The organism is Paraburkholderia sartisoli (assembly GCF_900107685.1).
GTDB lineage: Bacteria > Pseudomonadota > Gammaproteobacteria > Burkholderiales > Burkholderiaceae > Paraburkholderia > Paraburkholderia sartisoli.
The window spans coordinates 237,468-264,141 of sequence record NZ_FNRQ01000007.1; the positions used below are offsets into that span (position 1 = coordinate 237,468).

The window sequence follows — 26,674 nt, forward strand, 5'->3', positions numbered from 1 at the left end:
TACACACCATCAACGGGAGTCTGGATGAAGTTGCCTCGTCGTCGTAGCGGGTTGCGTCGTGTGTGGCGTGTGGCGGGTGCCGCACTGGTCGCCTTCAGCCTCGCGGGGTGCGCGGGCCAGGGCGGCACGGCCGCATCGGCGACGAACGCCACCGGCGCGACGAACGCGGCCACGGCGCTGCCCTCGTGGCGCGATGGCGCGGCGAAACAGTCGATCGTGAAGTTCGTCGGCGACGTCACGCGCGAAGGCTCGCCGACGTACGTGGCGCCCGCCGCGCGGATCGCGGTCTTCGATAACGACGGCACGCTGTGGAGCGAACAGCCGCTCTACTTCCAGTTCGTGTTCCTGCTCGACCAGGTGAAGGCCGCCGCGCCGAACCATCCGGAGTGGAAAAACAATCCCGCCTGGAAGGCGCTCGTCGCGAAAGACCATGCCGCGCTCGCCGGCCAGCAGAAGGCGCTGATGGAACTGGTTGGCACCGCGAACAGCGGCATGACCGTCGACGAGTACGACGCGACCATCCGCAAGTGGCTCGCCACCGCGCAGCATCCGAAGTTCAGGCGGCCGTACACCGAACTCGTGTATCAGCCGCAGCTGGAGCTGCTTGCGTATCTGCGCGCGAACGGATTCAGGACGTTCATCGTGTCGGGCGGCACGATCGAGTTCATGCGGCCGTGGGCGGAGACGGTGTACGGCATCCCGCCCGAGCAGGTGATCGGTTCCAGCCAGCTCGTGCAGTTCGAGACGCATGACGGCCAGCCCGTGCTCGTGCGCATGCCGAAACTCGATTTTGTCGATGACGGTCCGGGCAAACCGGTCGGCATCTATCGCAACATCGGTCGCAAGCCCATTCTCGCATTCGGCAATTCCGACGGCGATCTGCAAATGCTGCAGTACACCGCGTCGGGAACGGGTCCGCATCTGGCGCTCCTCGTTCATCACGACGACGCGGCGCGCGAATTCGCGTACGACCGCCAGTCGAAGGTCGGCAAGCTCGACAAGGCGTGGGACGAGGCCGTCGCCGATGGCTGGACGGTCGTGAGCATGAAGGACGACTGGGCAACGATTTATCCGGCACCGAAGCAGTAGACAACCCGCGGTGCGGGATGAGAAAGCGGTGGGTACGAGGCCGTTCGCAGACATCGCGATCCATGAGAAAGCGCCCGCCAGGCGCGCCGTTCGAGCTGGAGCCAACTCCATTGGAGCAACACGATGAACCTGTTCTCTAGAAAAGGGCGATACGCGATCGGGGCGTCGATGTTCGCGCTTGCGGTCGCCTTCGCGGTTGTCGAGCCCCCTGTTTCCGAAGCCCAGACGCAGACCCAGGGAGCGGCCAAACCCGCACCCAAACCCGCGCCGGCGGCTCAAAAGACAGCAAAGCCGAATATTCTCGTGATCTTCGGCGACGATGTCGGGCAGGCCAATATCAGCGCCTATACGCGTGGCGTGGTGGGATACAGGACACCGAATATCGATCGCATCGCGAATGAAGGCATGATCTTCACGGATTATTACGCCGAGAACAGTTGTACCGCGGGCCGTTCGTCCTTCATCACTGGCCAGACTCCGCTGCGCACCGGACTATCCAAAGTCGGCGCGCCCGGCGCACCGGTCGGTCTGCAGAAGGGCGACATTACCATCGCCCAGGCACTCAAGCCGCTTGGCTATGCAACCGGCCAGTTCGGCAAGAACCACCTTGGCGACAAGAACGAGTACCTGCCGACCAATCACGGTTTCGATGAGTTCTACGGCAACCTGTACCACCTGAACGCCGAGGAAGAACCGGAGCGCCCGTACTGGCCGAAGGACAAGAACGACCCCTACGTGAAGAACTTCTCGCCGCGCGGCGTGATTCACGCCACGGCAGACGGCAAGGTTCAGGACACGGGGCCGCTAACGACCAAGCGGATGGAAACGATCGACGACGATACCGGCGCCCACGCGGAAGAATTCATCCGCAAGCAGGTCAAGACCGGCACCCCGTTCTTCGTCTGGATGAACTACACGCGCATGCACGTCTTCACGCACGTTCGTCCTGAATTCAGAGGCAAGAGCGGTATGCCGGGCAACGAGTACGCCGACGGGATGTGGGAGCACGATCAGGATGTCGGCAAACTGCTCAAGCTGCTGGACGATCTGAACATCTCCAAAAATACCATCGTCGTCTACACCACCGACAACGGGCCGAATGCGTTCTCCTGGCCTGATGCGGCGACCACACCATTCCGCAGCGAGAAAGACTCGAACTGGGAAGGTGCATTCCGTGTACCGGCAATGGTGAGATGGCCTGGGCATATCAAACCGGGCGAAACGTCCAACCAGATGTTCTCGGGTCTCGACTGGTTCCCGACGCTGCTCGCCGCAGCGGGCGACAGCGGCGTCAAGGACCGGCTACTGAAGGGATGGGCCCCCAAGGCGGGTGGCACGAACTTCAAGGTTCACCTCGACGGATACAATCAGTTGCCGTTCCTGACCGGACAGACGAACAAGGATCCACGCACCGAGTTCTACTATTTCGACGACGACGGACAACTGGTCGCCATGCGATGGGATCAGGACGGTAACGCCTGGAAGGCGGTGTTCTGTGAGCAGCGCGCGAAGGGCAACCTGAATATCTGGCAGGACCCGCTAGTCTGTCTGCGTCTGCCGAAGCTCTTTAACCTGCGCATGGATCCTTATGAGCGCGCGGACATCACCTCGGATCAGTACAACGACTGGGTCACGAAGAATGCCTATCTTGACGGCATCGCGACGATGAAAGCGGCGACGTTCCTGGAAACCTTCGTCGCCTACCCGCCGAGCCAGCGCCCCGCGAGCTTCAGCGTCGACGGCGTGCGCCGCCAGGTCGACAAAAAGATCGACGAGTCCTTCAAAAAGCGTGGCCTCGAGTAAAGTAAAGTAGCGGTGCCCGATGCGCCCACCGGCCCTCTGGCGGTGGGCGCCGTTATTTGCAGCATCACCTTCCCGAGGTTGAGTTCCGCTTGCCGATCGACAAACCGACAACCTCCACGCTGGCGAGCCACGCCAGAACCCCACGTCGCGAGCGGCGCGAACAGGAGCGCGCGCTACGCCGCGCCGCGCCCGGTTCGAACGACAGCGACACGCACACGCGGCCGGATCAATCTTGCGCTCCGACGCTGCCCGTCGCGTGGCCCGCCCTGCTGCTTTTTGTTTCGGGCGCCGCGGCGCTCATCTATCAGATGCTGTGGATCAAGCAGCTTTCGCTTGTCGTCGGCGTCGAGGTGCAGGCGGTGACGGCCGGCGTCAGCGCGTTTTTCGCGGGCCTCGCGCTCGGCGGCTGGCTGTTCGGGCGGCTCGCTGACCGCAGCACGCGCCCGCTTCGCCTGTATGCGCTGCTCGAGGGCGGCACGCTTCTCATCGCCGTGACCAGCACGTTCGCGCTGGCGCACGCAGCCGCGCCATTCGCCGTTCTGCAGAATCACGCCGGGCCGGTGGCGTGGGTGATTCCGTTCGCGCTCGTCGGCGTGCCCGCCGTGCTGATGGGCGGCACGCTCCCCGTGTTGATGCGCTCACTCGCGCCGCGCGAAGGCGGCGTCGGACGCGCGGGCGGGCGGCTGTATTCGGCCAATACGCTGGGCGCGATCGTGGGCACGCTGGCCGCGCCATTCGTGCTCATTCCCTCGCTCGGCGTGCAGGGCAGCGGATGGGCCGCCGCCGCGTTGAACGGCGTCGCTGGCGTCGTCGCGATCGGGCTCGCGCGCGGCAGGCGCGCGGCGTTGCCCATTGCGTCCGTTGCGCCCGTTGCATCCGTTGCGTCGCCTTCGGTCGAAGACAAGGATGCGCGCGATGACAACGCGCAGCCACACGGTTCGCGCCTCGCGCTCGTGCTGTATGCGGCGGCGGGCGGCATCGCGCTCGGCTACGAAGTGGTCTGGTCGCAAGCCATCGTGCAGTTCATCAGCACACGCAGTTTCGCGTTTTCCATCGTGCTCGCCACCTACCTGTGCGGCCTCGTGCTCGGCAGCGCCGCCGGTTCACGTTACGTCGAGCGCGCGCGCGATCCGTGGGGCGTATTCGCGATCCTGATCGCGTCGGCGGGCGTGGTCGCGCTGCTCGAAATCGCGGGCCTCGGCGGATGGCTGCTGCAAGGGCAGTCGGCGGTGGCGGCCATGGTGTTCGAATCGACCGGCAGCCTGCTCGCTGCGATGTGCGCGCGTTTTGCACTCGCGGGCCTGTGCATCGTGTTCATCCCGACACTGCTGCTCGGCGCCGCGTTTCCGTTCGCGCTGCGCCTTGGCGTGGACGCGCGGCGCGTGGGACGCGACGTCGGCGCAGTCGTCGCGCTGAACACGGCGGGCGGTATCGCCGGCACGGTGATCGCGGGCTTCGTGCTCGTGCCGGTGCTCGGTCTCGTGCGCGCGCTCGCGGCGCTCGCGGTTGCGGCCGCGGTCGTGGGCGTCGTCGCTGCTTGGGGCGGCTCGCGCGTGGCGCCCGGTGACTCACGCGTAGCACTTGATGGCTCGCGCGGCACATCGGGCGCGCCGCATGTCACGCGCTGGAGCGTGGCGGCACTCGCGCTGGTCGCGATCATGGCGGGCGTGCTGACGCCAGCGGACCGGCTCGCCTCGTTGCTGACGGCGGCGCGCGGCGGCACGCTCTCGTTCTACGAAGAAAGCGCGGGCGGCACGGTTGCCGTCGTCGAACAGTCGGGCGGCGAGCATCCGTTCCGGCGTCTCTACATTCAGGGCGTGTCGAATTCCGGCGACGCGATGACGTCGCTGCGCTACATGCGCCTGCAGGCGCTGCTGCCGCTCATCATCCATCGCGACACGCCGCGCTCGGCGATGGTGATCGGCCTCGGCACCGGCATCACCGGCGGCGCCCTGCTCGCCTATCCCGGTCTCGATCAACGCGTGGTCGCCGAACTGCTGCCCGCGGTCAAACGCGCGGTGCCGCAATTCAAGGGCAACTACGGCATGAGCACCGATCCGCGCATCGACATCCGTCTGCGCGACGGGCGCCGCGAGCTGCTGCGCAGCACGCAGCGCTACGACCTGATCACGCTGGAACCGCCGCCGCCTTCGGCGGCCGGCGTGGTGAACCTGTACTCGACGAATTTCTACACGCTGGCGGCGTCGCGTCTTCAGGCGGGCGGCATCGTCGCGCAATGGCTGCCGCTGCCGACGCAGAACGAAGAGGACACGCGCGCGCTCATCAAGAGTTTCGTGCAGGTGTTTCCGTATGCGTCGCTCTGGACGACCGAGCTGCACGAGATGATGCTGGTCGGCTCGATGCAGCCGATGGAGCTCGACGCGACGCGCATCCAGGCCCGCTTCAGCCAGCCTTCGGTCGCGGCGGCGCTGCGCGAAGTCGGGATCGACTCGCCGGCCGCGCTGCTCGGTACATGGATCACGGATCGCGCAGGCCTCGAGTATTACGCAGCCGATGCGAAGCCCGTGACCGACAACCATCCGCGCATCGAATACGCCACGTGGGTGCGTCGCGACGATTTTCCGCAGACGCTCACGCACCTGCTCGCGCTGCGCACCGAGCCGCCGTTGCGCAACGCCAGCGACGCCCTGCGCACCGCCATGCAGCTCGAACGCAACACGTTGCAGACGTTCTACGACGCGGGCCTCGATGCGTTGCGCGGCGACCGCGACGCATGGCAGCGCGATATCGGCAACGTCATGCACGCGGACCCGGATAATCCTTACTATCGCTGGTTCGTCGGCGGCCCCGGCTGACAATCTTCAAGATTCCGGCACACTCCGGCACACATACAGCAGTGCTACTACGATAAAGTACGCTGCACAGCACCAACCCGTTCAGGAGGGTAACTTGAACCAGCGCGATTCAACCGACATTGCCCGCACACTGCTTGTGATCGTCATCCTGGTGGCACTGACGGTCGGAAGTATCTACGTACTGAGTCCGTTCATTCCTGGCCTCATCTGGGCAACGACCATCGTGGTCGCCACGTGGCCGTTGATGCTCGCCATCCAGCGACGCTGCGGCAACCGGCGGTGGATCGCCACGCTCGTGATGCTGCTCTGCCTGCTCGTCGTGATCATATTGCCGTTGTACCAGGCCATCTCGACGCTTGCGTTGCACGGCAGCGAGATCATGGCGGCCATCAAGAGCCTGCCCAGCTACGCTCTCGCGCCGCCACCCGACTGGATCAAGGACATTCCGCTGATTGGCGCGCGCATCGGCACGGAATGGCAAGTGCTTTCCGATGCGGGTCCAGGCGGGCTGCTCGCCAAGCTCGAGCCGTACCTGAGCATCGGCGCGCGCTGGATGCTCAGTCATGCGGCCGTGGTCGGCGTGTTCGTGATTCACATGTTCATCACGGTCATCATCTCCGGCATTCTCTACATGAACGGCGAGCAGGCGGCGGCATTCATGACGCGCTTCGCCGGCCGGATCGCCGGGCAACGCGGCGAAGGCGCGATCAAGCTCGCGGGCCTCGCGGTTCGCGCCGTGGCGCTCGGCATCGTGGTCACGGCGGTCACGCAATCCGCGCTGGGCGGCATCGGCCTGTGGGTGGCCGGCGTGCCCGGCGCGGGCATCCTGACAGCCCTGATGCTGATGCTGTGTCTCGCGCAGATCGGGCCGCTTCTGCCGTTGCTCGGGTCGGTCGCGTGGCTCTTTTTCCACTCGTCGCATGTGGTCGCGATCCTGCTGCTCGTCTGGTCGATCATGATCGCGATGCTCGACAACGTACTGCGCCCGATGCTGATCAAGCGCGGCGTGAACCTCTCGATGCTGCTGATCCTGTCGGGCGTGCTGGGCGGGATGTTCGCGTTCGGCATCGTCGGCCTTTTCATGGGGCCGGTGATTCTCGCCGTCACGTCGACGCTGCTGAACGCGTGGATCAACGAAAAGCCGGTGACGCCAGGCGTTCAGCCCGCCGGCGATCCAGCTCAGGTGAAGGGAGAAATCTAGCGGGTGACAGATGGATGCCTGTCACCGTCACGCCCGGTGCTTCGATCCGGCGACGACCCTTACGCGTAACGCAGGTGTTCGTCCTTGAGCTCGGGCGAAGCGGCGATCGCCGCTTCGAGTTTCCTGCATAGTTCTTCGGCGTGACGGATGCCTGGCAGACGACGCATCGGGCGCCGTCCGTCACCCGTGTCGAGCACGATCGAACCCGTGCCGAACGCGCGCTGCCACCGCGGATACACCACCGTCACGTTACGGATGCGTGTGAGTTCGAGACTCGAGGTGCGCCGGCTGAAAATGCCCTGCGTCCAGGTAATCCGCCCGGTATCGATCACGATTTCGGTGGACGCCGTCTTGAGAAACGGCAGCGCGACGCCGATCATGACCGCCGCGGCCTGCACCAGCACGAGCGACCACTGGAACTGGAAATCGCCCCTCGTCACGAGATCGATCGCGCCCACCAGCGCCATGACAACGCCGCCCTTCAGAAAGGCCGGGATATTGATGACCTGTGAAGGCGTGCCGCTGTAAATCACCTGCCTCGTCATCGCATGTGTCCTGTTGATGATCGCTTTTGATCAACTGCCGTGGTTTTCCGCCGAAAACGGCAACTCGCCCTGAACCGGAGCCGGAGCCGGTACAGCAGGCTCGCTGCCTGCGGGCGACAGCGCCGAAACGCGCACGCCGAGCAGACGCAGTCTTCGATCGAGCGGCACGCGCTTCAGGCATTCTGTTGCAGCGCGGCGAATTTCGGTTGCATCCGCCGTCGGGTACGGAATGGTCAGATCGCGCGTGACCGTCCTGAAGTCGTCGTAGCGCAACTTGATGCCCACGGTCTTACCAGTATAGCCTTTGCGCCGCAGGTCGTCCGCGACCCGCACGCACAGCCCGGTGAACGTCTCGGAGAGCGTGGCCCTGTCCCGGCGAGGGTGCAGGTCGCGCTCGAAGGTCGTTTCGCGGCTCATCGAGCGCGGCTCGGAACTCACCACCACCTGCCGCGCGTCGATGCCCTGCGCGACGTCGGCAAGCCACGCGGAATAACTCCGGCCGAAGTGCGACTGCAGCAATTCCGGCGCGGCCGCCGCCAGATCGCCGACCGTCGCGATGCCGATGGCCGCGAGTTTTTCGCTCGCTTTCGGGCCGATGCCGTTCACCTTGCGCGCGGGCAACGGCCAGATCCGCTTTGGCACGTCGTCCATGGTCAGCAGCGTGAGGCCGTCCGGCTTGTCGAGTTCGGAGCCGATTTTCGCGAGCAGCTTGTTCGGCGCAATGCAGATCGAACACGTGAGGCCGGTCGCCGCCCGAACCGCCGCCTTGATGCGCGTACCGATGTCGGCCGGCTCGCCCGGAACGTCGGTGAGATCGATGTAGATTTCGTCGATGCCGCGGTCCTCGATCTGCGACGTAAACGTTGCCACGGCCGTCTTGAAGAGGCGCGAATAATGGCGGTAGGAATCGAAATCGGTGGGCAGCAGGATCGCGTCGGGCGCAAGCTGCGCCGCTTTCATCATCCCCATCGCGGAGAACACGCCAAGCGCGCGCGCCTCGTACGTCGAGGTCGTCACGACGCCACGCCCCACGTAGTCGCGCAGCTTTCGAAAGCGCCGGGTGCCGTCCTCGAGCGTTTCGGGCACAGCATTGCGCCCACCGCCGATCACGACCGCCTGACCGCGCAGCTCGGGATAGCGCAACAGCTCCACGGACGCGTAAAACGCGTCCATGTCCAGATGCGCGATGCGGCGCGTGCCAGAAGAAGCGGGAACGGAAGCGGGAACAGAAACGGGATTCATCGTCCGGATATCGTACCTGAAGCGGCGAGCGCCGGCGCCTCGTCGCGCGGGCGATCCGGCCGGGCGTCCACCGCCCGGCCGGAGGTTGCTCAGGGCTGATCGCCCGGCGCCGCGCCGGAGGTTCCGCCGATGCCCGGGGACGGCGCATCGGGCGTCGGCGTCGGCGCCGAGGCGGGCTCGCCGCTGTCGAATCCGCCGCTTCCCTGCGGCTCACTGGAAATGATCGGCGGCAGAAGCGGCGGCTGCGCGCTTGTTGCCGCCGCCGGCGCGGATGCGGGCGTCGACGGCGGCGCCGGCGGCGGCGCTGCAATCGCCGGACGCGGGCGCGGCTTGTGACGCGTGCCGCTCACCACTTCAGGTTTCGGCTTCGCGGAAAAAAGCTGCCCGGCCCATTCGCGCGCCTTCGCAAACCACACGGAAACCGCGCCCGGCTCCTCCTTCGGGAAACGCGCCTGCGGATCGATCACGCGCGAGCGGAGCGCGCGCTGGTAGAAATCGCCGACGATCGGCAACGCGCTGTGCGCGCCCTGCCCCCAGTAGTCGCTGCGCAGCGTCACGCGGCTGTCGTTGAATCCGACCCACGCGCCCGCAACCAGTTGCGGATGCATCAGGATGAACCAGCCGTCGGCGTTGTCCTGCGTCGTACCCGTCTTGCCCGCGACATCCGCGCGAATGCCGAAGCGCGAGCGGATCGTCGAACCGGTGCCGCGATTGACGACGTCGCGCATCACGTCGAGCAGCGTCTGGTCCGCATCGGCCGACAGCGCCTGGCTGCCGGCCACCGGCGCGAAATCGGCCAGCACGTCGCCGTTGCGGTCCTCGATGCGCGTCACCATCACCGGCTCGATGTAGGCGCCGCGATTGGCGATCGTCGCATAAGCCGAGACCATTTCCTTCAGCGTGACGGGGCTCGTGCCGAGGGCAAGCGACGGCACGGCGTCGAGCCTGCTGTCGCGCACGCCCATCGCGCGCGCGAGACGCGCGACCTTCGAAGGCCCGACTTCCTGCATCAGCTGCGCGGTGATCCGGTTGCGCGAATACGTGAGCGCATCGCGCAGGGTCATCGGGCGGCCAGTGGGCGCCACGTCGTCGGAAGGCTTCCAGACTTCGCCGCCCGCCAGCGAGATTTCCACGGGCTGGTCGATGAACGTGTCGTCGGGTGTCGCGCCGTTCTCGAACGCCGCGCCATACACGAACGGCTTGAACGTCGAACCGGGCTGACGACGCGCCTGCTGCACGTGATCGAACGGATCCTGACTGAAATCGCGGCTGCCGACCCACGCCCGGATCTGGCCGTTGCGCGGGTCGATCGCGAGAAAGTCGGCCTGCACACGGGTCTTGCTGTCGCACAGCGCCTGCATGAAGTGCCGGTCGGCGGCGAGATGCTTGAGCGCGTCCGCGTCGTCCAGCCCCGAATCTCTCGCCGCACGATAGTCGGGCGTTTCACGCACGAACGTCTGCATCAGGTCGCGCCCGTTCGCGCATCCCGCACGCGTGCCCCACGCCGAATTCGCGATGCCCTGCAGCGCATTGCCCTGCAGCACGACGGCCTGGGTCGCCATCGTCTGAAGCCGCGAATCGATGGTCGTGCGCACGACGAGGCCGTCGGAATACACGTTGTAGTCGTTACGGTCGGCCCACGAAATCAGCCATTTGCGCAGTTGCTGCGCGAAATGCGGCGCGGGGCCAGGCGACTCGATCTGGCGTTCGAAATCGACTCGCAGCGGGCGCTTGACGAGCGACGCATACGACGCCTGCGAGAGACGCCCGTATTTCACCATTTGCGCGAGCACGATATTGCGCCGCTGCAGCGCGCGTTCGGGATTGATGACCGGGTTGTAGTAGCTGTTGCCCTTCAGCATGCCGGTGAGCGTCGCGCTTTGCAGCACGTCGAGATCGTGGGCGGATTTGTCGAAGTAGGTGCGCGCCGCCATCTCGATGCCGTACGCGTTGTAGAGAAACGGCACCGTGTTGAGGTACGTCTCGAGAATCTCGGGCTTCGTGTAGACCGCTTCGATCTTGAACGCGGTGATCGCTTCCTTGAGCTTGCGCGTGAGCGTGGGCGCGCGGCCGATTTCGTCGGGATACAGGTTGCGCGCGAGCTGCTGCGTGATGGTCGAGCCGCCCTGGCGGTCGCCCGAGAACGTATGCAGCGCGGCCGAAGCCGTGCGCCGCCAGTCGAGGCCGTGGTGCTCGTAGAAGCGGTGGTCTTCGGTCGCGATCAGCGCATCCACCACGTGCGGCGAGATATCGGCAAGCTTGACCCATTCGCGGTTGCTCGGCTTGAACTCGGCGAGCAACTTGCCGTCCGCGGAAAACACGCGCGCCGGCTGCTCGACCTTCGCCTTGCGGATATCGCCGATGCCGGGCGTAAACGGAATCAGCACCAGCACATACAGCAGCATGAGCGCCGGGAAGGCGGCGAACGTGAGCGCGACGCCGCGCAGCGTCGGATGACGCATGCGTTGCAGCCGGTCCGTCACGACAGGCTTGATCCGGGCGAATTGAGCCAGGCAATAGTCACGAACAAACGACGTGTTTCTACGGTCCACGCGGGCCTGCCATCAGCTTGAAAAGGCTGAATCGTACCAAATGCCGTGCGACGTCAAGGCTCAGGGCCAGAAATGGCATGGTGCGAAGGCGCCACGGTTCGTCTGTCAGTGAGCCGGGCCACGCGCGTCGGCGTAGGTATCGCCGACCATCAGGCGCACGATCTCGTCGCCATTCGTGTCCGCGACGCGCCGCTCGCCCGCCACCTCGCCCCGCCGCAGCACGACGATGCGATCGGCGATCGCGAAGATGTCGTGCAGGTTGTGCGAGATCAGGACGACGGCCACGCCCTCCGCCTTCAGCGCGGCGATCAGCTCCATGACCTTGCGCTGCTCGGGAACGCCGAGCGCGGCCGTGGGCTCGTCCATGATCAGCACGTGCGCGTTCCAGTAGATCGCGCGCCCGATCGCGATGGCCTGGCGCTGGCCGCCGGAGAGCATCTTCACCGGACCGCGCAGCTTGCGCGCGGGGATCACGATATCGAGGCGCTCCAGCACTTCGCGCGCGACCTGCGCCATGCGTTCCCGGTCGATCACCTGGATGCCGAATTGCCGCCGCACGGGTTCGCGTCCGAGAAAGATGTTGCTGCCGACGTCGAGATTGTCGGCCAGCGCGAGATCCTGATAGATCGTCTCGATGCCCTGCGCGCGTGCGTCCTGTGGATCGCGCAACTGCATCGGCGTGCCGTTGAACAGCAACTGGCCGGCGTCCGCATGATAGACGCCCGAGATGATCTTGATGAGCGTCGACTTGCCCGCGCCGTTGTCGCCAGCGAGCGCCAGCACTTCACCCGGCATGACATGCAACGAAACGCGCCTGAGCGCCTCGACGCCGCCAAAGCGGATCGAGATGTCGCGCGCCTCGAGAATCGGCGTGCTCATTGTGCTCATTGCGCTCATTGCGCACCTCCGAGCCGTTCCTTGTACTGGTCGATCAGCACCGACATGATGATCACGATGCCCACCACGATGAACTGCCAGAACGCGTTGACGTCGATGAACACCAGCCCGAATTCGATCACCGCGATGATCAGCGCACCGATCAGCGTGCCGATCACATTGCCCGTGCCGCCAAAGAGACTCGCGCCGCCGATCACCACCGCCGCGATCGAATCGAGCAGCATCGGCTCACCGGCGTTCGCGGCACCTGCGGCAAAGCGCGACGTATAGACGATGCCGCCCACCGCGGCAAACGCCGCGGCGATCAGATAGATCACGACCAGATGCCGCCGCACGTTGATCCCCGCGCGAATCGCCGACTGCGGATTGCCGCCGATCGCGTACGTGTACTGCCCGAAGCGTGTTTTCGACAGAATGAAATGCATGACGAGCAGCAGGACCAGGGTGAGCACGACCGGCGTCCAGCCGTGCCCGAGCCACGCGAGACCCGTGTTGTTCACCGCGACCGTCATGCCGCTGCCCGCCGCGAGAAACCCCACGCCGCGCGCGACGCCATACATACCGAGCGTGCCGATGAACGCCGGCACGCCAAGCCGCGCGATCAGCACGCCGTTGACGAACCCCGGCACGAGACACACGACGATCGTCGCGGGAATCGAGAGCAGCACGATCCACGGCGCGTTGCCGCCGGGAATCGTGAACTGCGCGATGCACACGGCCGCGAGCCCCATGACGAAGCCGACCGACAGGTCGATGCCCGCCGTGATGATCACGAACGTCTGCCCGATGGCGAGCAGCAGCGGAGCGCTGGCGGCAAGCCCGATCGATTGCAGGTTGTACGCGTTGAAAATGAACGAACGGTGATCCGATATCCGCGCCCAGACTTCGAAGAACACGAGCAGCGCGCACAGGAAGAGCCAGGGCCAGATCTTGCTGATCAGCGCGAGCCGGTCGAGACGTGAGTTGTCCATGAGTGGTCCGGTAGTCCGGTGGTCCTGGATGGCGGGAGCGGCGCCCGTGCGCGCGTGATCACACGCACGGGGCGTAGGGCCTGCTTCGCTGGCGCTTCGCCAGTCCGGCTAGTTCGAATAGATGTACTGCTTCATCTCCGGCTTGTCGATGTTGTTCTTGTCGAGCACGATGAACCCCGTGCTCTTGAACGGCGGAATCTTCTTGCCGCGAATCGCGTCGGCGGCGAACTTCACGCCGTAGTAGCCGATTTCATCCGGACGCTGCGCGATCGCGATGTCCACGAGGCCGCTGCGGATCTGTTCGTCGATGCCCGGCACGGCGTCGAACACGACGACCTTCACCACGCCCTGCTTGCCCGCCGCCTTGACGCCCTGCGCCGCGCCGCTGCCCGAGAACGTATTGGCGCCGAACACGCCGGCAAGATCGGGATTGCGCGCGAGCACGGCGGCCACGTGCGAGGCGGCCCGGTTCGCGTCGTCCTCGTTGTACTGCGTCTGCAGCACGGTGATGTTCGGATGCTTCTTCATTTCTTCCGCGAAGCCTTCGGCACGCGCGTCGGTGCTCGAGATGCCAGGCTTGTTGTTCTCGCAGTACACGGTGCCCTTGTCGCCGATCGCTTTCGCGAGCGCGCGTGCCGCGACGCGTCCGCCTTCGAGGTTATCGGAAGCGATATAGGAAAGCGGGAAATCCGCGTCGCCCTTGCCGGTCTGGTAATGACCGTCGCCGATGTAGGTATCGACGGTGATCACCTTGATGCCCGCGTCGGCGGCTTCCTTGAGCGGTCCGATCATCTGCTGCTTGTCGACGGGCGAAACCAGCAGGACGTCAGGGTGTTTAGCGATAAACGCCTTGAGAATGGGCACCTGCTCCGTGGTGTTCCATGCCTTCGGCACCTGGAACAGCAACTCGACGTGCTCTTCCTTTGCGGCGCGCTCAGCGCCACGGTGCATCGTGAAATAGAAAGGATCGGTGACGCCGGGCAGCAGCGCGACGACCGGATGCGCGGCGTCCGCGTGCGCGAGACCGGCAAATGAACAGCCAACGACCGTTGTAAGGGCAACCAGATAGCGGGATACGATGCGCTTCATACCTGTCTTCCTCCTGTTGAGTCCGACTGACGGTGCCTGGCCATCCTCATCTTCCCAAGGCTTTGACGCCGGGCAGTGGGCCAGTATACCCACGCACGCTTCACGCGGCCATGGTGTTTTCCTGCATCGATTCCGCATGAATGCTTTCACTTTCCGGCAGACGCGACGCTGCACCGCGATAACTTTCGTTGTCGCGATTGCAGCGTTCAAATCGTGGGATGCGCTGGGCGCGCCTAGAAAATGAAACCAGTATTCAGGAACTTCGACTGATGGTCGTTCACGATGGCGTCGAGCAACACCTTGCTGTCATCGGTCTGCTTCGCGGCGACCATCGACCGGATCGAAAACGCGCGCAACGCATCGGTCACCGAGAGCGTGCCTTCCGCCGAATCCTTGCGGCCGGCAAACGGAAACACATCGGGCCCACGCTGGCACTGACAGTTCAGGTTCACGCGACACACCTGGTTGACGAGCGGATCGACCAGCTCGCCGATCTGCGCCGGGTCCGAACCGAAGATGCTGACCTGCTGGCCGTGATCGGACGTGATCACGTATTCCAGCGCGGTTTCGATATCGCTGAACGTCGTCACCGGGATGAGCGGGCCGAACTGCTCCTCGCGATAGAGCTTCATGCCTTCCGTGACCGGATAAACGACGGCCGGATAAAACAGCGTCTGGCAGAACGTGCCGCCGCCCTCGTTGACGATGTGCGCGCCCTTCGCCTTCGCATCGTCGATGGCGTCCGTCATATACGCGGTTCTGTGCAGGCCGGGCAGCGGCGTGATGTTTACACCCGGTTCCCATGGCATGCCGACCTTCAGCTTGCCTAGCGCTTCGGTGAAACGCGCAAGGAACGCGTCGACAATCGATTCGTGGACGATCAGCATCTTGAGCGCCGTGCAACGCTGACCGTTAAACGACAATGCGCCTAGCAGGCATTCCTTCACCGTCAGGTCGAGATCCGCATCGGGCAGGATGATCGCCGCGTTCTTTGCGTCGAGACCCAGAATCGCGCGCAGGCGGTGCGACTTCGGATGCTGCTTCTTCAGATGGTCGGCGACCTTGCTCGAACCGATCAGCGCGAGCACGTTGATCTTGCCGGTGGCAAGCATATGCGGCACGACCACGGCGCCTGGCGCATAGATCGTGTTGATCACGCCTTTAGGGAACGCATCGCGGAACGCTTCAAGCAGCGGATAAAACAGCAACGTCCCATATTGGGGCGGCTTGAACACCACCGTGTTGCCCATCAGAAGCGCCGGGATCAGCGTCGCGAACGTCTCGTTCAAAGGATAGTTGTAAGGGCCCATGCACAGCACGACGCCAAGCGGCGTGCGGCGGATCTGGCCGATGGTGCCTTCCGCGATGACAAAGCGCGAATTGCTGTTGTCCTGCTCCTTGAGCGCCTCGATGGTCGCCGCCATGTATTCGACGGTGCGGTCGAATTCCTTTCGCGAATCGGCAAGGCTCTTGCCGATTTCCCACATGATGAGGTTAACAATCAGCTGACGCTGCGCGACCATGCGCTTGATGAAATCCTGCATGCACGCGATGCGCTGCGCGACGGCCATCGTCGGCCATTCGCCGCGGCCGGAATCGTACGCGTTGACTGCCGCATCCAGCGCGGCCTCGCTTTCCGTGTCGCCCATCACCGGATAGCTGCCGATCTCGACCTGTTGCACGGAGCCGTCCGGCTGCTTCACGCAAATGGGCGACAGCACGGTCTTGCATGTGCCGTCCCATTTGACGAACTCACCGTCGACGAGCGAAACACGCTGATGGATCGGTGCAGCGAGGCGAAACTCCTCCGGAATGTCACCGGACGCGGGAAAGCGTTGCTTCAGCGTTTCGAAATCGATCGTGGACATGGCCTTGCGCTCCGTTCGTTCGCGTGAACGGCCATTATCGCGTCAAAAATCGATTGCTTGCAGCCTCGACGGGCAGACAGGTAACCTCGCCGCTGCGTCAGCCCGGGGCGGGAATCGCACCGGACTGCACGGCAAGCAGGCGCCAGCCATCGGGCTTGCGGACCCACACGGCGAGCGCGCGGCTTTCGAACGCCTTATGCACGCCACGGGTGGTCATGCGAATCGCCAGCTTGCCGAACACGAGCACGATGTCGCCGTCGGCCTGGTATCGTCGTTCCGTGCGACCGACCTCGTGATAGTCCCAGACACCCGTGCGCAGGCCCTCGATGTAGCTGGATTTCGTGTCGGCGACGCCCGTCGAGTGCATATAGATCAGCTTGTCGTCCAGCAGGCGGTCGAGCACGGGAATATCCTTGCCGAGCATCGATGCGTAGCGTGCGTCTTCGAGTTGCTTGATCTCTTCGATGGCCTGATTTTCTTCATTCATTTTTCATGCTCCTGGATAGGCGATCAGGGCGGCTTCGCCGTCGCCCGTGGTCCGCGGTGCTATACCTTCAAACCCGAGAGACCGGCGATCACCTTCGCGCAGGCAAGGTAGTCTTCGTCACCAAAGCCGGAGGCTTCCGAGGCAGCCATGATCTGTTCGACTGTCGCCCCCAGCAGGACCGGTACGGCAAGCTCGCGCGCGCTGTCGGCAATCAGCTTCAGGTCCTTGCGCATCTGCGCGACGGTAAAGGCCGGCGTGAAGTCGAGGCGTTCGAGCGCGGCTGCTTTCACTTTCAGGTGCGGCGAGCCAATCGCGCTCTCGCTGATGGCATCGAGCGCGACCTTCGGTTCGATGCCGCCCTTCGTGCAGAGTGCGTACGCTTCGCCCAGACTCGCGACGAGCGTCGTCACCATCAGGTTGACCGCGAGCTTCATCACGCGCGCCTGCTCCGCGTCGCCCACCACGCGAATCGTCGATGCCCAGGCCGACACGACCGGCCGGGCGCGCTCGACCACCGCTTCGGGACCCGATACGAACGTTGTCAACGCACCGTTCGCCGCCGCCGCGACGGAGCCGGAGACCGGCGCACGAAGATAGCCGATCTCCCGCGCGACAGCGCTGTTCGCGATGGAAGCGGACGCGCCAACCGAAATCGTGCTGGTCTCGATCAGGAGCGCGCCGCGTTTCGCGTGCCGCAGCGCGCCTTCCTCGCCGGCCAGGATGTGCAACGCGGCACCGTCGTTGGGGAGCGAACTCACGATCGCGTCCGCGCCGGCCACCGCGTCCTTGAGAGAGTCGACCACGTCCAGATTCAGGGCGCGCGCGGCGGCGCGACTCGCCTCGCTGATGTCGAATACGTGAAGGATGTGTCCGGCCGCCGCGACACGCGCGGCCATCGGTTCACCCATCTTGCCGAAGCCCAGCCATACAATGTTCATCGCTTTACCTCGTGTGTCGTTGCCGCTGCATTTGCATTCGCGCCCTCTGCCAGATACGGATTGCCGCGACGCCATGCCCACTGCCGGATCTCCACCTGTGCAAAGAGCCCGGCCTGGGCATACGGATCAGCCTTCATGAAGGCCTGGACGGCCTCTATCGAAGTGGCCTCGAGTATCAGCAACGATCCCGCCTCGGCGCCCTTTTCATCGAGCAGCGGTCCGGTCTGAAGCACCCGCAAACCGTCGGCGGCGGCATCGAGATGGACGACGTGGCGCGCCTTCGTCCGTGCCCGTAGCGCGGTGCTGTCGGGATGGTCTCTCGCAATCACGGCAAAGAACATGGTTTTATCCGTTCCGGGTGAGCACGAAGTCGTTCGCGAGCTCCCAGAAGGGTCCGCGAACACCGAATTTCTCCGCTGCCTCCGGCGAGTCATTGCGCCTGAACTCACGGATCAGCGACGATTTCACCGCGAATACGACGTCCGAATCGAGGTAGGGGTCTTCCGCGTCGAACAGGTGCGTGGTGAGCTTCCTGAATCCCGGCGCGGACACGATCGCGTGCAGATGGGCGGGACGAAACGGAGACCGTGCCGTTGCGCGCAGCAATTCTCCGACCGGGCCATCCGTCGGAATCGGATAGGAGGTGGGCCGGATGGTTTTCATCAGAAATGCGCCGTCCGGCTTCGCGCGATACCAGCCGCGCAGGTTGTCCTCCGGTTGCGACTTGTCCTGGATGTCGTACATGCCGTTCGCGTCGGTCTGCCAGATTTCGATCGTCGCGTCGGGCACCGGCTCGCCGTTGCCGTCGACCACGCGGCCGTGAATCACCAGCGGCGTGTCGTCGCCATCGCGCAGCAGCACCGATTCACCCCATTTGCGCTCAGGCGACCCGGGCACATAAAACGGACCGAGCACCGTCGATTCCGTCGCGCCCTCTTTCACGCCGGCGCTGACCATGTTGACGAGCGCGGAAACGCCGAGGTTGTCGGACAGCAGGATCATCTCCTGCCGCTTGTTGTCGCTGATCTGGCCTGTCCGGGTCAGGAATTCGATTCCCGTGTTCCATTCGCTTTCGGTCAGGCGCACGTCGCGCACGAACGCGTGCAGATGGCGGATCAGCGACTGCAGGACCGTGCGCAGGCGCTCGTCAGGCGTGTTCGAATACCGTTCGAGCACCACTTCGGTCAGTTCAGTTTCGGTCATGTTTCTCATAGCGTCTCCGTTTTTCGCTGGAATTCAAAAGTGTTTCCTGATCTGCATCGGGCGGCTCGCCCACTTTCCGTTCGGCAAGGTGTCATGGCGGCCCGCCTGCCCGCAGGCTCATCGCCCGTTCAATTCGTCGGCCTGAGCAGGCAGGTCGGTCACGGGCAAACGGCTGTGCCGCTTTCTCCCCTCGCCGGCAATCATCACGTTATCGACGTTCGCGAGACTGGTCTGCATCACGATCCCCGAACATCGGCGACATATCCCCGATGCGCGAAGGAGCGAGCAACTGCCGGTTGCTGCACGCTGTCAGCGGCGCGATCCCGTGCATGAAGCTGTTCCATTTCGCGGACGCCTGCAATGCCACGCGATGCGACGACCACGCTTCCACGTCAGGAAAGAACCGGTATAGCAGAACCTGATTGAGTGCGCCGACGACGCTGCTGAAGCCGCCAAAGAGCCCTTCCATCGCAGCCGGGTCTTCGGCGAGCGCGTGCTGCCGGAACGCATTCCAGCAGGCTGGCACCCCACCGGCGGCAAAGTCCAGCGTGGTCTCCTCGACAACACCCGCGCGTCGCGGCGCGCTGAACAACGGCCCCTGCGAGGCAAGCCAGTCATGGCCGTTTCCCCAGTGAGGCGTCAATTCGGGCAGGGGCGCGGGCACGAGAAACCGGCTTTCCTGACGCACGATCAGCGGGCGAACGCGCTCGAAATACGCCTGTAATTCCGCACGCCCGTAAAGACCCAGCAGACGCGTTTGCCAGTCATCGAAACTGTCGTAGCGATACAGGCTGACGATCTGGTCCAGCGAGCCAGTACACGTCGCGAACGAGCCGATCAGGCGCTCGAGTATCGGCTGCAAACCGTCGTCGCCGCGTTCGCGCTGCGCATCCCAGAACAGGTCGGCAGCACCCGGTCGAAGCGTGTAGGAGCGGTGTTCGATCAACATTGCGGCATCCCCTGTGACGGATTCGCGCGGAGCATGCGGCATCAGCCGGGCCCGGCGCCTTCGTAAGCGCGCTGCAGCAGTGCGCGGATCGCCGCCCGTTCGAGCGGGCGGGGATTCGGATACGGCGTTTGCACCACGAGATCAGCGGCACGATCGAGTGCGTCCGCCGCCATGCCGAGTTCCCGCAGCGAACGCGGCACGCCGAGCGACTCACCGAGCGCGTGGAGCCCGGCGACTGCCTGCGGACGCCCGAGCGCGCGCGCGATGCGGGTCAGCGCCTCGCGCGCCGCATCCGCGTTGTAGGCGAGCGCATGCGGCAGGATCACCGTATGCACTTCCGCGTGAGGCAGATTGAAACTGCCCCCAAGCGTGTGGCACAGCTTGTGGTGCAGCCCCATCTGCACGTTGCCGAGCACCGTGCCGCACAGCCAGGTGCCGTATTGCGCGTCGCTGCGCGCATCGAGGTCAGCCGGCGCCGTTCGCAGCCGCGGCAACGCATGCGCGAGCGCGCGAATGCCCTCTTCGGCCATCAGGCTGTAGACCGGATTGCCGTCCTGTGCATACAGCGCTTCGGCCGCGTGCGCGATCGCGTTGATGCCGCTCGTCATGCTCAGGGCCACGGGCAGCGCAAGCGTCAGTTCGGGGTCGTAGATGACGTTGCGGGGCAGCACGCGCCAGTCGCGCCCGGTCTTCTTGATGCCGTCCTCGGTGAGGCCGTATAGCGGTGTCATTTCGGAGCCCGCATAGGTCGTCGGCAACGCGACGATCGGCAGATCCGATTCGAGCGCGATCGCCTTGGCAAGGCCGATCGTCGAGCCGCCGCCGGCCGCGACGCAGCCATCGGCGCCGAGGCGCCGGGCGGCGTCTATCGCACTGCGCGCGACTTCGACCGGCACGTGCATGACCGCGCTGCCCAGCACGCCGGCACATCGGTCGCCGAGAATCCCGGCGATCTCCTCGCCGAGCGCCGTCTGCTCCGGCGTGGTCAGCACGAGCGCGCGCCGTATGCCGCGCTGGTCGAGTTCGCGCGGCAGGAACTGACGGCTGCCGGCGCCGAAGACAACCCGGGTCGCATGGGTTTCGTGGACGAATGACTGCATGACGCGCATTCCTCAATTAATTTGATGAGCAGGATGACGCGGCCGCCGCGAGCATCTCACGCGCATAGCCGATCTCGGCGTCGCGGATGCCGTGCCCTGTTGCGCCCTCGATCTTCAGGGTCACGGCCGCGCCGGCCCTGTCGAAAAACGCCGCGCTTTCGCGCACGCTGCCGGCGGGCACATAGGGGTCATCGTCCCACGTCGACAACAGCACCGGCATGTGCCGCAGCGCGCCGCACACGACGTCGCGATGCATGCCAGGCGGGCCGATCAGGCCGCCGGTGAACGCGACCAGCGCGCGATAGCGCCGCCCCATGCGCCAGACAAACTCGCTGCACAGGCACGCGCCCTGCGAGAAACCCATCAGCACCTGTGCTTCGTAGGGGATGCCCTCTTCACACAGCACGCCGGACACCGCTTCGAGCCGTGCCAGCGCCTGTGAAAGGCGCGGCTCGTTCGCGTCGAGCGGCTCGATGAAGCGCTGCGGATACCACGAACCGTCCGCCGCGGCCGGCGCGTGCCACGCAATCCCGGGCCGCGCGAAACGGCGCACCACCTGCTCGTGCATCCACCCTGGCGACTGCCCGCGGCCATGCACGAGAATGACGGCCAGCGCCGCATCGCGTGCCGGCGTGCCGAACACGCTCAACGGCGTTTGAAGGTGCGGATTGAGGTTCGACATCGGCACGTTCAATACTTCAGCGTTTCCAGCGATTCCATGATCGTCGCCCGCTGGCTTTCGAACTGCGGCGCAATCTGCACTTTCGAGCCGAGTTCCTCGTAAGGTTCGTCGATCAGGAAACCCTCGGGCTTCGACACCGTCGCCTCGAACATCGCCCCGCTCGGCGTGCGCACATAGATCGATTCGAAGTAGCCGCGATCCTTGCGCTCGGAGGTATCGGTGAAGCCCATGCCTTCCAGGTTCGCCTTGACCTTGTCCTGCACCGTGCGATCCGCGACCTGAAACGCGCAGTGATGCACGATGCCCGCGCCGTACGTCCAGCTGGCCTGCGGCAGGTCCGGCTCGACCACGTAGTCGACGAACCTGCCCGAGCCGCCGTCGCCGAACGCGTAGCGCGCGTACTTGCCGTCGCGCGCCGATTCGTGCGCCGCCCAGCCGTTTTCCATGAATTCCTGCGACGTTTCGGTCTCGCGCACGTTCACGCCGATCGTGTGCAATCCGCGAATCGCCAGCTCGGCCGGCACCTCGCCGTTCGAGTACGGCTTGCGTGCGTCGTCGGCGATGCCGATCAGCTCGTAACCGACACCGCACGGATGCGCGAAGCTCAGCACGTGTTCGCCGAAGCGCTCAGAGCGCCTCACGTCGAAACCGTGCGCGGCGAGGCGCTGTGCCCAGAACGGAATGGCCGACACCGGCACCGACAGCGCGAGGCTGTCGATCTGCCCGGTGCCGCGCTGTCCCTTGCGGCCGGAATGGGCAACAGGAAAACAGGTGATCAGCGTGCTTTCCTCGCCGAGGTCATTGCCGTAGTACAGGTGATAGAACGGCGCGACGCCGTCGTAAATCAGCGTCTTCTTCACGCTCTTGAGCGACAGCACCTTCGTGTGGAAGTCGTAATCTTCCTGCGCCGTGCCGACGCACAGCGTGATGTGGTGATGACGCTGGATTGTCTGGCTTGCCTGAGTCATGCCTGTCTCCTTCAGCTGGATCGTGATGGGTGTCGCGCGCGCAGGTCCGGATGGCTTGCGGTGCGGCTGGCGGGATCAGTCCGCCGGTTTTTCAGCCTGTTTTTCAGTTCGTTCAGATGTCATCGCGCCGTCGACCAGGTCCCAGATGAACCGGCCCGAAGGCTCGCGCTGCTCCTCGGCGATGTGCGCGATCAGCCCGGCCGCCCGGCTCAACACCGCGAAGCCGCGCATCAGCGCAGCGGGAATGCCGATGTCGCCGAGCACCGCCGCCACCGCGCCGGTCGCGTTGATCGTGACGTGACGCCCCACCGCCGCGTCCACTTCGGCGGCAAGCTGTTCGAGCGCCACGCAGCGCGCGCCGAACGTGCCGCCCTCGCGCGCGAGTTGCAGTAACGCGATGGCGCGCGGGTCGTCCGGCTTGTGCAGGTGATGGCCAAAACCCGGCACCGCCTCCCGCCGCGCGCGGTAATCCATGGCGATGCGTTGTGCTTCGGCGGCGCCGTTTCCGCCCGCCGCGACGATCCGGTCGAGCAGTGCCGCCGCCGGCTCCATCGTGCCGACAAAGCGGCTCGCGACCGCCAGCAACCCGGCCGCGACGCCGGCCTGCAGATTCTCCGGCGAGCTGGCATAAACCATCCGCGTGGCGATGGCGCTCGGCGTCATGCCGTGCTCCATCAGCGTCACCAGCACCGCATCGACGATGCGGCGCTCCGCGTCCGTCGGCATCCTGCAGAAGGTCTGTTTCATGAACACGTCGACAAAGCTCGCGCGGCCGAGCAGGTCGCCCACCAGATCGTCGTCGCCGTAGTACACGGCGCGCGTGGTGTAGCGGCACAACGCGGTGCGCGGAGCGTGTTTTTCGTGCGGCGCGTTCATCAGTGGCTCCGCTCGTTGAGGATCGTTTCGCGAATCGCCGGCTTGAGCACCTTGCCCACCGCGCTGCGCGGCAGCGATTCGAACAGGTGAACGTGCTTGGGCGCCTTCACCGAACCCAGCTCGCGCTTGACGAGGCCGATCAGTTCGTCGGCGTCCACGCTCATGCCCGGGCGCAGCTGCACCGCCGCATGCACCGCCTCGCCCCACTTCTCGTCGGGCACGCCGACCACCGAACAGTCCGCGACCGCCGGATGGGCGGACAGCACCACCTCCACGTCGCCCGGATAGACATTGAAGCCGCCCGTGATGATCACGTCGCGGATCCGGTCGCGCAGGAACAGATAGCCGCGTTCGTCGAACACGCCCGCGTCGCCGGTCCGCAGCCAGCCGTTGACGAGCGTCTTGCGCGTTTCCTCCTCGGCGCTCAGGTAGCCGCTCATCACGAGGTCGCCGCGCACGGCGATCTCGCCCTCCTCGCCGACCGGTAGCGGCAGGCCGTCCTTGCCCACGATGGCGACACGCGTCATCAGCGACGGCCGTCCCACCGAAGCGAGATGCGCTCCGGTCATCGCGGCCGGCGGCAGGAACGTGATGATCTGCGGCGCCTCGGTCTGGCCGAACGACGTACACAGCACCGGCCCGAACACCGATTGCGCCGCGCGAATCTGCTCGGGCCGCATCGGCGCGCCGCCGTACACGAGATAACGCAGCGCGGCGAGCCGGCGCGGCGTGCGACGCTGCTCTTCCACCAGCGCGAGGATCAGCGTGGGCGGTGCGAAGAAGATCGTCGCGTCGTGCGCGGCGGCGGCATCGAGCAGACCCGCGGGCTTCGTGTCCTCGGGGAAAATCAGCGCGCCACCGGCGCCCAGCAACGGCAGCATGTAGGTGGACGTCCCGTGCGTGAGCGGCGCGGCGACCAGATAGCGGTCGTCGGGCGTGAGGCCCAGCTCGTGAATCTGCGTCGCGATGTTCGCGTTCCATGCGCGCAGCGGCTGGATGACGCCCTTCGGGAATCCCGTCGTGCCGCCGGTGAACTTGATCGCCTGCGCATCTTCGAGGCTCACGCCGCCCCGCGCATACGGGCCGAACGCGACCGCGCCGGTGTCGCCAGCGTTGCGCGTCAGGTCGTCCAGCGGCCGCAGCGGCGCCGGCACGCCCGCGAGCCGTTCGAGCATCGCCGCATCGGCGAGCACGAGCGTCGGCCCGACAAACTCGACGATGCGCCGCAGTTCCGGGTCGCCGTTGCGCGGATTGAGCGGCACCCAGACCTTGCCCGCGGCGAGGATCGCAAGAATCGCCAGCAGGTGCTCGACGCTGTTCGCGGCGCCGACGCAGACGCGGCTGCGCGGCAACGGATCGAGACGCGTGAGCGCCGCCGCGCGGGCCAGCACCTGCTCCGCGAGCACGCTGAACGTCAGGTTGCCGGACGGGCTCACCACGGCGATCCGGTTCGGATGCCGATGGGCCGCGCGCCAAAGGAAATCAACTGGGTACATACGGACTTTCTCCCGGAATGAGGTGGGCCGACCTGGCCGCGAATAGCGGCGGATGTTCAGCCCCTGGAGACAAGAATACTTGTTTATCTGAATGTTCGAATATTCGGATATACCCTGGCGTGGCGGGCGTTCCGTTAGCGCATCCGGTGGAGGCGCTTCATTGCGCTTCGGCGAAGGCGGCATTCATCGGCACGCCGGCAATGCGCGCCGCCGCGTGTTCGGCGAGCATCAACGTCGGCAGATAGGTGTTCGCGCTCGGGATGGCCGGCATCACCGATGCATCCACGACACGCAACCCCTCCACGCCATGGACCCGGTAGTTGTCGTCAACAACCGCCAGCGGATCGCGCTCGCTTCCCATCGCGCACGTGCCGACCGGATGGCCCATCGGCGCGATCGACGACATCAATTCCGCATCGGACAGCGCCACGTCCCCATGCGGCCCGGCGAGCGGCCGCGCGCCCGGAAACGCGAGGCCAAACGCGCGCCGTCGCACAGCGCCCGGCGAATTGAGCGCGGCCTTTGCACCCGCGGCGATCAGCGCGCCGGTCATGCCACTGCGATTGAACTGGTTGAGTGCGAGACCCGCAGGCAACAGGAACGCCTCGCTGTAACTCGCCGCGACCGCCGGATCGCGCAGCAGGCGTTCGGCGAGCCGCGCCGCCTTCAGCACGCGCGGCGCGTCGCGCGGGTCATCGAGCATCTGGAAGTCGATGCGCGGATTGACGTGTGGACTCGCGCTCGCAAGCGTCACCGCGCCGGTGGAGAACGGCGTATAGAGCGCCGAGCCGACCATCGCCACGTCGACACCGAACGCACGCGGACTCACGCGCCCCAGCATGAAGAGCATCAGGTCGCCAGCCGGACAGTCGGGCAGCCCCGACGACGCGCGCAACCCGGCAACGGCGAAGCGGCGCACGTGCGCCGCGAGGCGCGTCGCGGGCGGCAGCGTCAGCGCGAAGAACTGGTATGCATGGTTCTGCAGGTTGCGTCCGACGCCGCGCCGGTCCGCAACCGGCTGTATGCCGAGCCGCATGAGGTCGTCGACCGGTCCGATGCCGGAGCGCATCAGGAGCGCCGGCGAATGGATCGCGCCCGCACTCAGGATCACCTCGCGCGCAGCGAGCGCGAGCGTTTCGCCGGCGCGGATCGCGTTGACGCCCGTCACGCGGCGTCCGTCGAAACGCAGCGACGTCACACAGGTACCCGACAGGATCGTGAGGTTCTCCCGCGCGCGCACTTCGCGGGTCAGATAGCACCGCGCGCTCGACGAGCGCGCGTGTGCGTCGCAGCTTGCGGGCATCGCGAAGAAGCCGTCACCGGCCGTCGCGTTGATGTCGTCGGCGAACGGGAAGCCGAGCCCGGCCGCCGCGTGCTCCATGCGTCGCACGAATTCCGGCCATTGCCCACGCGGCGTCCGGCTGATCGGGCACGCGCCGCGCGGTGCATCACGCGCCGGGCGGTCATGGTCGTCCTCGACCTTGCCGAAGCACGCGGCGACGTCGTCCCAGCCGAAGCCGCGCGCGCCGCGCGCCGTCCAGCGCGCGTAATCGGAGGGCAGCCCGCGCAGCGCGAACATCCCCATGATGCTCGAGCCCCCGCCCATCACACGGGCCTGTGGATACGGACGCGGCGCTGTGCCCGCCACCGCCGTCGCTTCCAGTCCCGGCCAGAAGTAGTGCGGATTGAGCGTGGAACTCGGAAACGTGTCGTCGATGTCGGCGGGCGTCGCGCCGGGCGGCGTGTCGTCGCCGGCCTCGACCAGCACGACGCGATGCGCGCGATGCGCCGAAAGCCGCGCGGCGAGCGCCGCACCCGCGCTGCCGCCGCCCACCACGAGAAAATCCGTTTCCGCTGTTTCCACGCTGCCTCCCTTTATTGACCGCTCAAGCGAAACAGCAC

22 protein-coding genes are annotated in these 26,674 nt (G+C 65.6%); 4 read left to right on the plus strand and 18 right to left on the minus strand.

The window, feature by feature from the left end:
- The first annotated feature begins 24 nt into the window (after positions 1–24).
- The 4 genes from BLV45_RS20910 (at position 25) to ydiK (ending at position 6,909) form a co-directional block, all read left to right on the plus strand.
- Entirely contained in the window at positions 25–1,089 is a 1,065-nt protein-coding gene (locus BLV45_RS20910; protein WP_090536009.1) for an HAD family hydrolase, read from the plus strand.
- A gap of 168 nt (positions 1,090–1,257) precedes the next feature.
- Complete coding sequence (locus tag BLV45_RS20915) at positions 1,258–2,892, plus strand: arylsulfatase (RefSeq protein ID WP_407671047.1); 1,635 nt, start codon at positions 1,258–1,260, stop codon at positions 2,890–2,892.
- A gap of 308 nt (positions 2,893–3,200) precedes the next feature.
- Positions 3,201–5,708, plus strand: a complete 2,508-nt coding sequence (locus BLV45_RS20920; protein WP_090536333.1) for a fused MFS/spermidine synthase — start codon at positions 3,201–3,203, stop codon at positions 5,706–5,708.
- 94 nt (positions 5,709–5,802) lie between these two features.
- Entirely contained in the window at positions 5,803–6,909 is a 1,107-nt protein-coding gene (gene ydiK, locus BLV45_RS20925) for an AI-2E family transporter YdiK (protein WP_090536013.1), read from the plus strand.
- Between the two features lie 59 nt (positions 6,910–6,968).
- On the opposite strand, the gene BLV45_RS20930 is transcribed toward ydiK, so the two are convergent.
- The 18 genes from BLV45_RS20930 to BLV45_RS21015 form a co-directional block, all read right to left on the minus strand.
- Positions 6,969–7,454, minus strand: coding sequence for a PH domain-containing protein (locus BLV45_RS20930; protein WP_090536015.1), 486 nt, complete (start codon positions 7,452–7,454; stop codon positions 6,969–6,971).
- Positions 7,455–7,484: 30 nt separating this feature from the next.
- On the minus strand, positions 7,485–8,696 hold the full coding sequence (gene dinB / locus BLV45_RS20935; protein WP_090536017.1) for a DNA polymerase IV: 1,212 nt from the start codon (positions 8,694–8,696) through the stop codon (positions 7,485–7,487).
- 89 nt (positions 8,697–8,785) lie between these two features.
- A complete protein-coding gene (locus tag BLV45_RS20940; protein ID WP_090536335.1) occupies positions 8,786–11,158 on the minus strand; it encodes a penicillin-binding protein 1A in 2,373 nt (790 codons plus the stop codon).
- Between the two features lie 195 nt (positions 11,159–11,353).
- Positions 11,354–12,145: an ATP-binding cassette domain-containing protein gene (locus tag BLV45_RS20945; protein WP_176954221.1), complete on the minus strand. Its 792-nt coding sequence runs from the start codon at positions 12,143–12,145 to the stop codon at positions 11,354–11,356.
- A complete protein-coding gene (locus BLV45_RS20950; protein ID WP_090536019.1) occupies positions 12,142–13,116 on the minus strand; it encodes an ABC transporter permease subunit in 975 nt (324 codons plus the stop codon). Before BLV45_RS20950 ends, BLV45_RS20945 begins: the two co-directional genes overlap by 4 nt.
- Positions 13,117–13,224: 108 nt before the next feature.
- A complete protein-coding gene (locus tag BLV45_RS20955; protein WP_090536021.1) occupies positions 13,225–14,205 on the minus strand; it encodes an ABC transporter substrate-binding protein in 981 nt (326 codons plus the stop codon).
- A gap of 233 nt (positions 14,206–14,438) precedes the next feature.
- Positions 14,439–16,073: an NADP-dependent glyceraldehyde-3-phosphate dehydrogenase gene (locus BLV45_RS20960; protein ID WP_090536023.1), complete on the minus strand. Its 1,635-nt coding sequence runs from the start codon at positions 16,071–16,073 to the stop codon at positions 14,439–14,441.
- A gap of 97 nt (positions 16,074–16,170) precedes the next feature.
- Positions 16,171–16,560 carry a nuclear transport factor 2 family protein gene (locus BLV45_RS20965; RefSeq protein WP_090536025.1) on the minus strand — a complete coding sequence of 130 codons (390 nt, stop codon included), beginning with the start codon at positions 16,558–16,560 and terminating at the stop codon, positions 16,171–16,173.
- A gap of 59 nt (positions 16,561–16,619) precedes the next feature.
- Positions 16,620–17,573, minus strand: coding sequence for an NAD(P)-dependent oxidoreductase (locus tag BLV45_RS20970; protein ID WP_090536027.1), 954 nt, complete (start codon positions 17,571–17,573; stop codon positions 16,620–16,622).
- A complete protein-coding gene (locus BLV45_RS20975; RefSeq protein WP_090536029.1) occupies positions 17,495–17,839 on the minus strand; it encodes a YciI family protein in 345 nt (114 codons plus the stop codon). The genes BLV45_RS20970 and BLV45_RS20975 overlap by 79 nt, the downstream gene beginning before the upstream one ends.
- A 4-nt stretch (positions 17,840–17,843) precedes the next feature.
- Entirely contained in the window at positions 17,844–18,710 is an 867-nt protein-coding gene (locus BLV45_RS20980; RefSeq protein WP_090536031.1) for an intradiol ring-cleavage dioxygenase, read from the minus strand.
- A 199-nt stretch (positions 18,711–18,909) separates the two neighbouring features.
- On the minus strand, positions 18,910–19,650 hold the full coding sequence (locus BLV45_RS20985; protein WP_090536339.1) for an NIPSNAP family protein: 741 nt from the start codon (positions 19,648–19,650) through the stop codon (positions 18,910–18,912).
- 41 nt (positions 19,651–19,691) lie between these two features.
- On the minus strand, positions 19,692–20,750 hold the full coding sequence (locus tag BLV45_RS20990) for a maleylacetate reductase (protein WP_090536341.1): 1,059 nt from the start codon (positions 20,748–20,750) through the stop codon (positions 19,692–19,694).
- A 16-nt stretch (positions 20,751–20,766) separates the two neighbouring features.
- Positions 20,767–21,432 (minus strand): alpha/beta hydrolase, encoded by a 666-nt coding sequence (locus BLV45_RS20995; RefSeq protein ID WP_090536343.1) that lies wholly within the window; start codon positions 21,430–21,432, stop codon positions 20,767–20,769.
- An 8-nt stretch (positions 21,433–21,440) separates the two neighbouring features.
- Complete coding sequence (locus BLV45_RS21000; protein WP_090536033.1) at positions 21,441–22,400, minus strand: VOC family protein; 960 nt, start codon at positions 22,398–22,400, stop codon at positions 21,441–21,443.
- 75 nt (positions 22,401–22,475) lie between these two features.
- The gene (locus BLV45_RS21005; protein ID WP_090536035.1) at positions 22,476–23,276 is read right to left on the minus strand and encodes a citryl-CoA lyase; all 801 of its coding nucleotides are present in this window, start codon (positions 23,274–23,276) and stop codon (positions 22,476–22,478) included.
- Positions 23,276–24,772 (minus strand): class I adenylate-forming enzyme family protein, encoded by a 1,497-nt coding sequence (locus BLV45_RS21010; RefSeq protein ID WP_090536038.1) that lies wholly within the window; start codon positions 24,770–24,772, stop codon positions 23,276–23,278. Before BLV45_RS21010 ends, BLV45_RS21005 begins: the two co-directional genes overlap by 1 nt.
- A 157-nt stretch (positions 24,773–24,929) precedes the next feature.
- Complete coding sequence (locus tag BLV45_RS21015; RefSeq protein WP_090536041.1) at positions 24,930–26,636, minus strand: GMC family oxidoreductase; 1,707 nt, start codon at positions 26,634–26,636, stop codon at positions 24,930–24,932.
- Between the last annotated feature and the right edge of the window lie 38 nt (positions 26,637–26,674).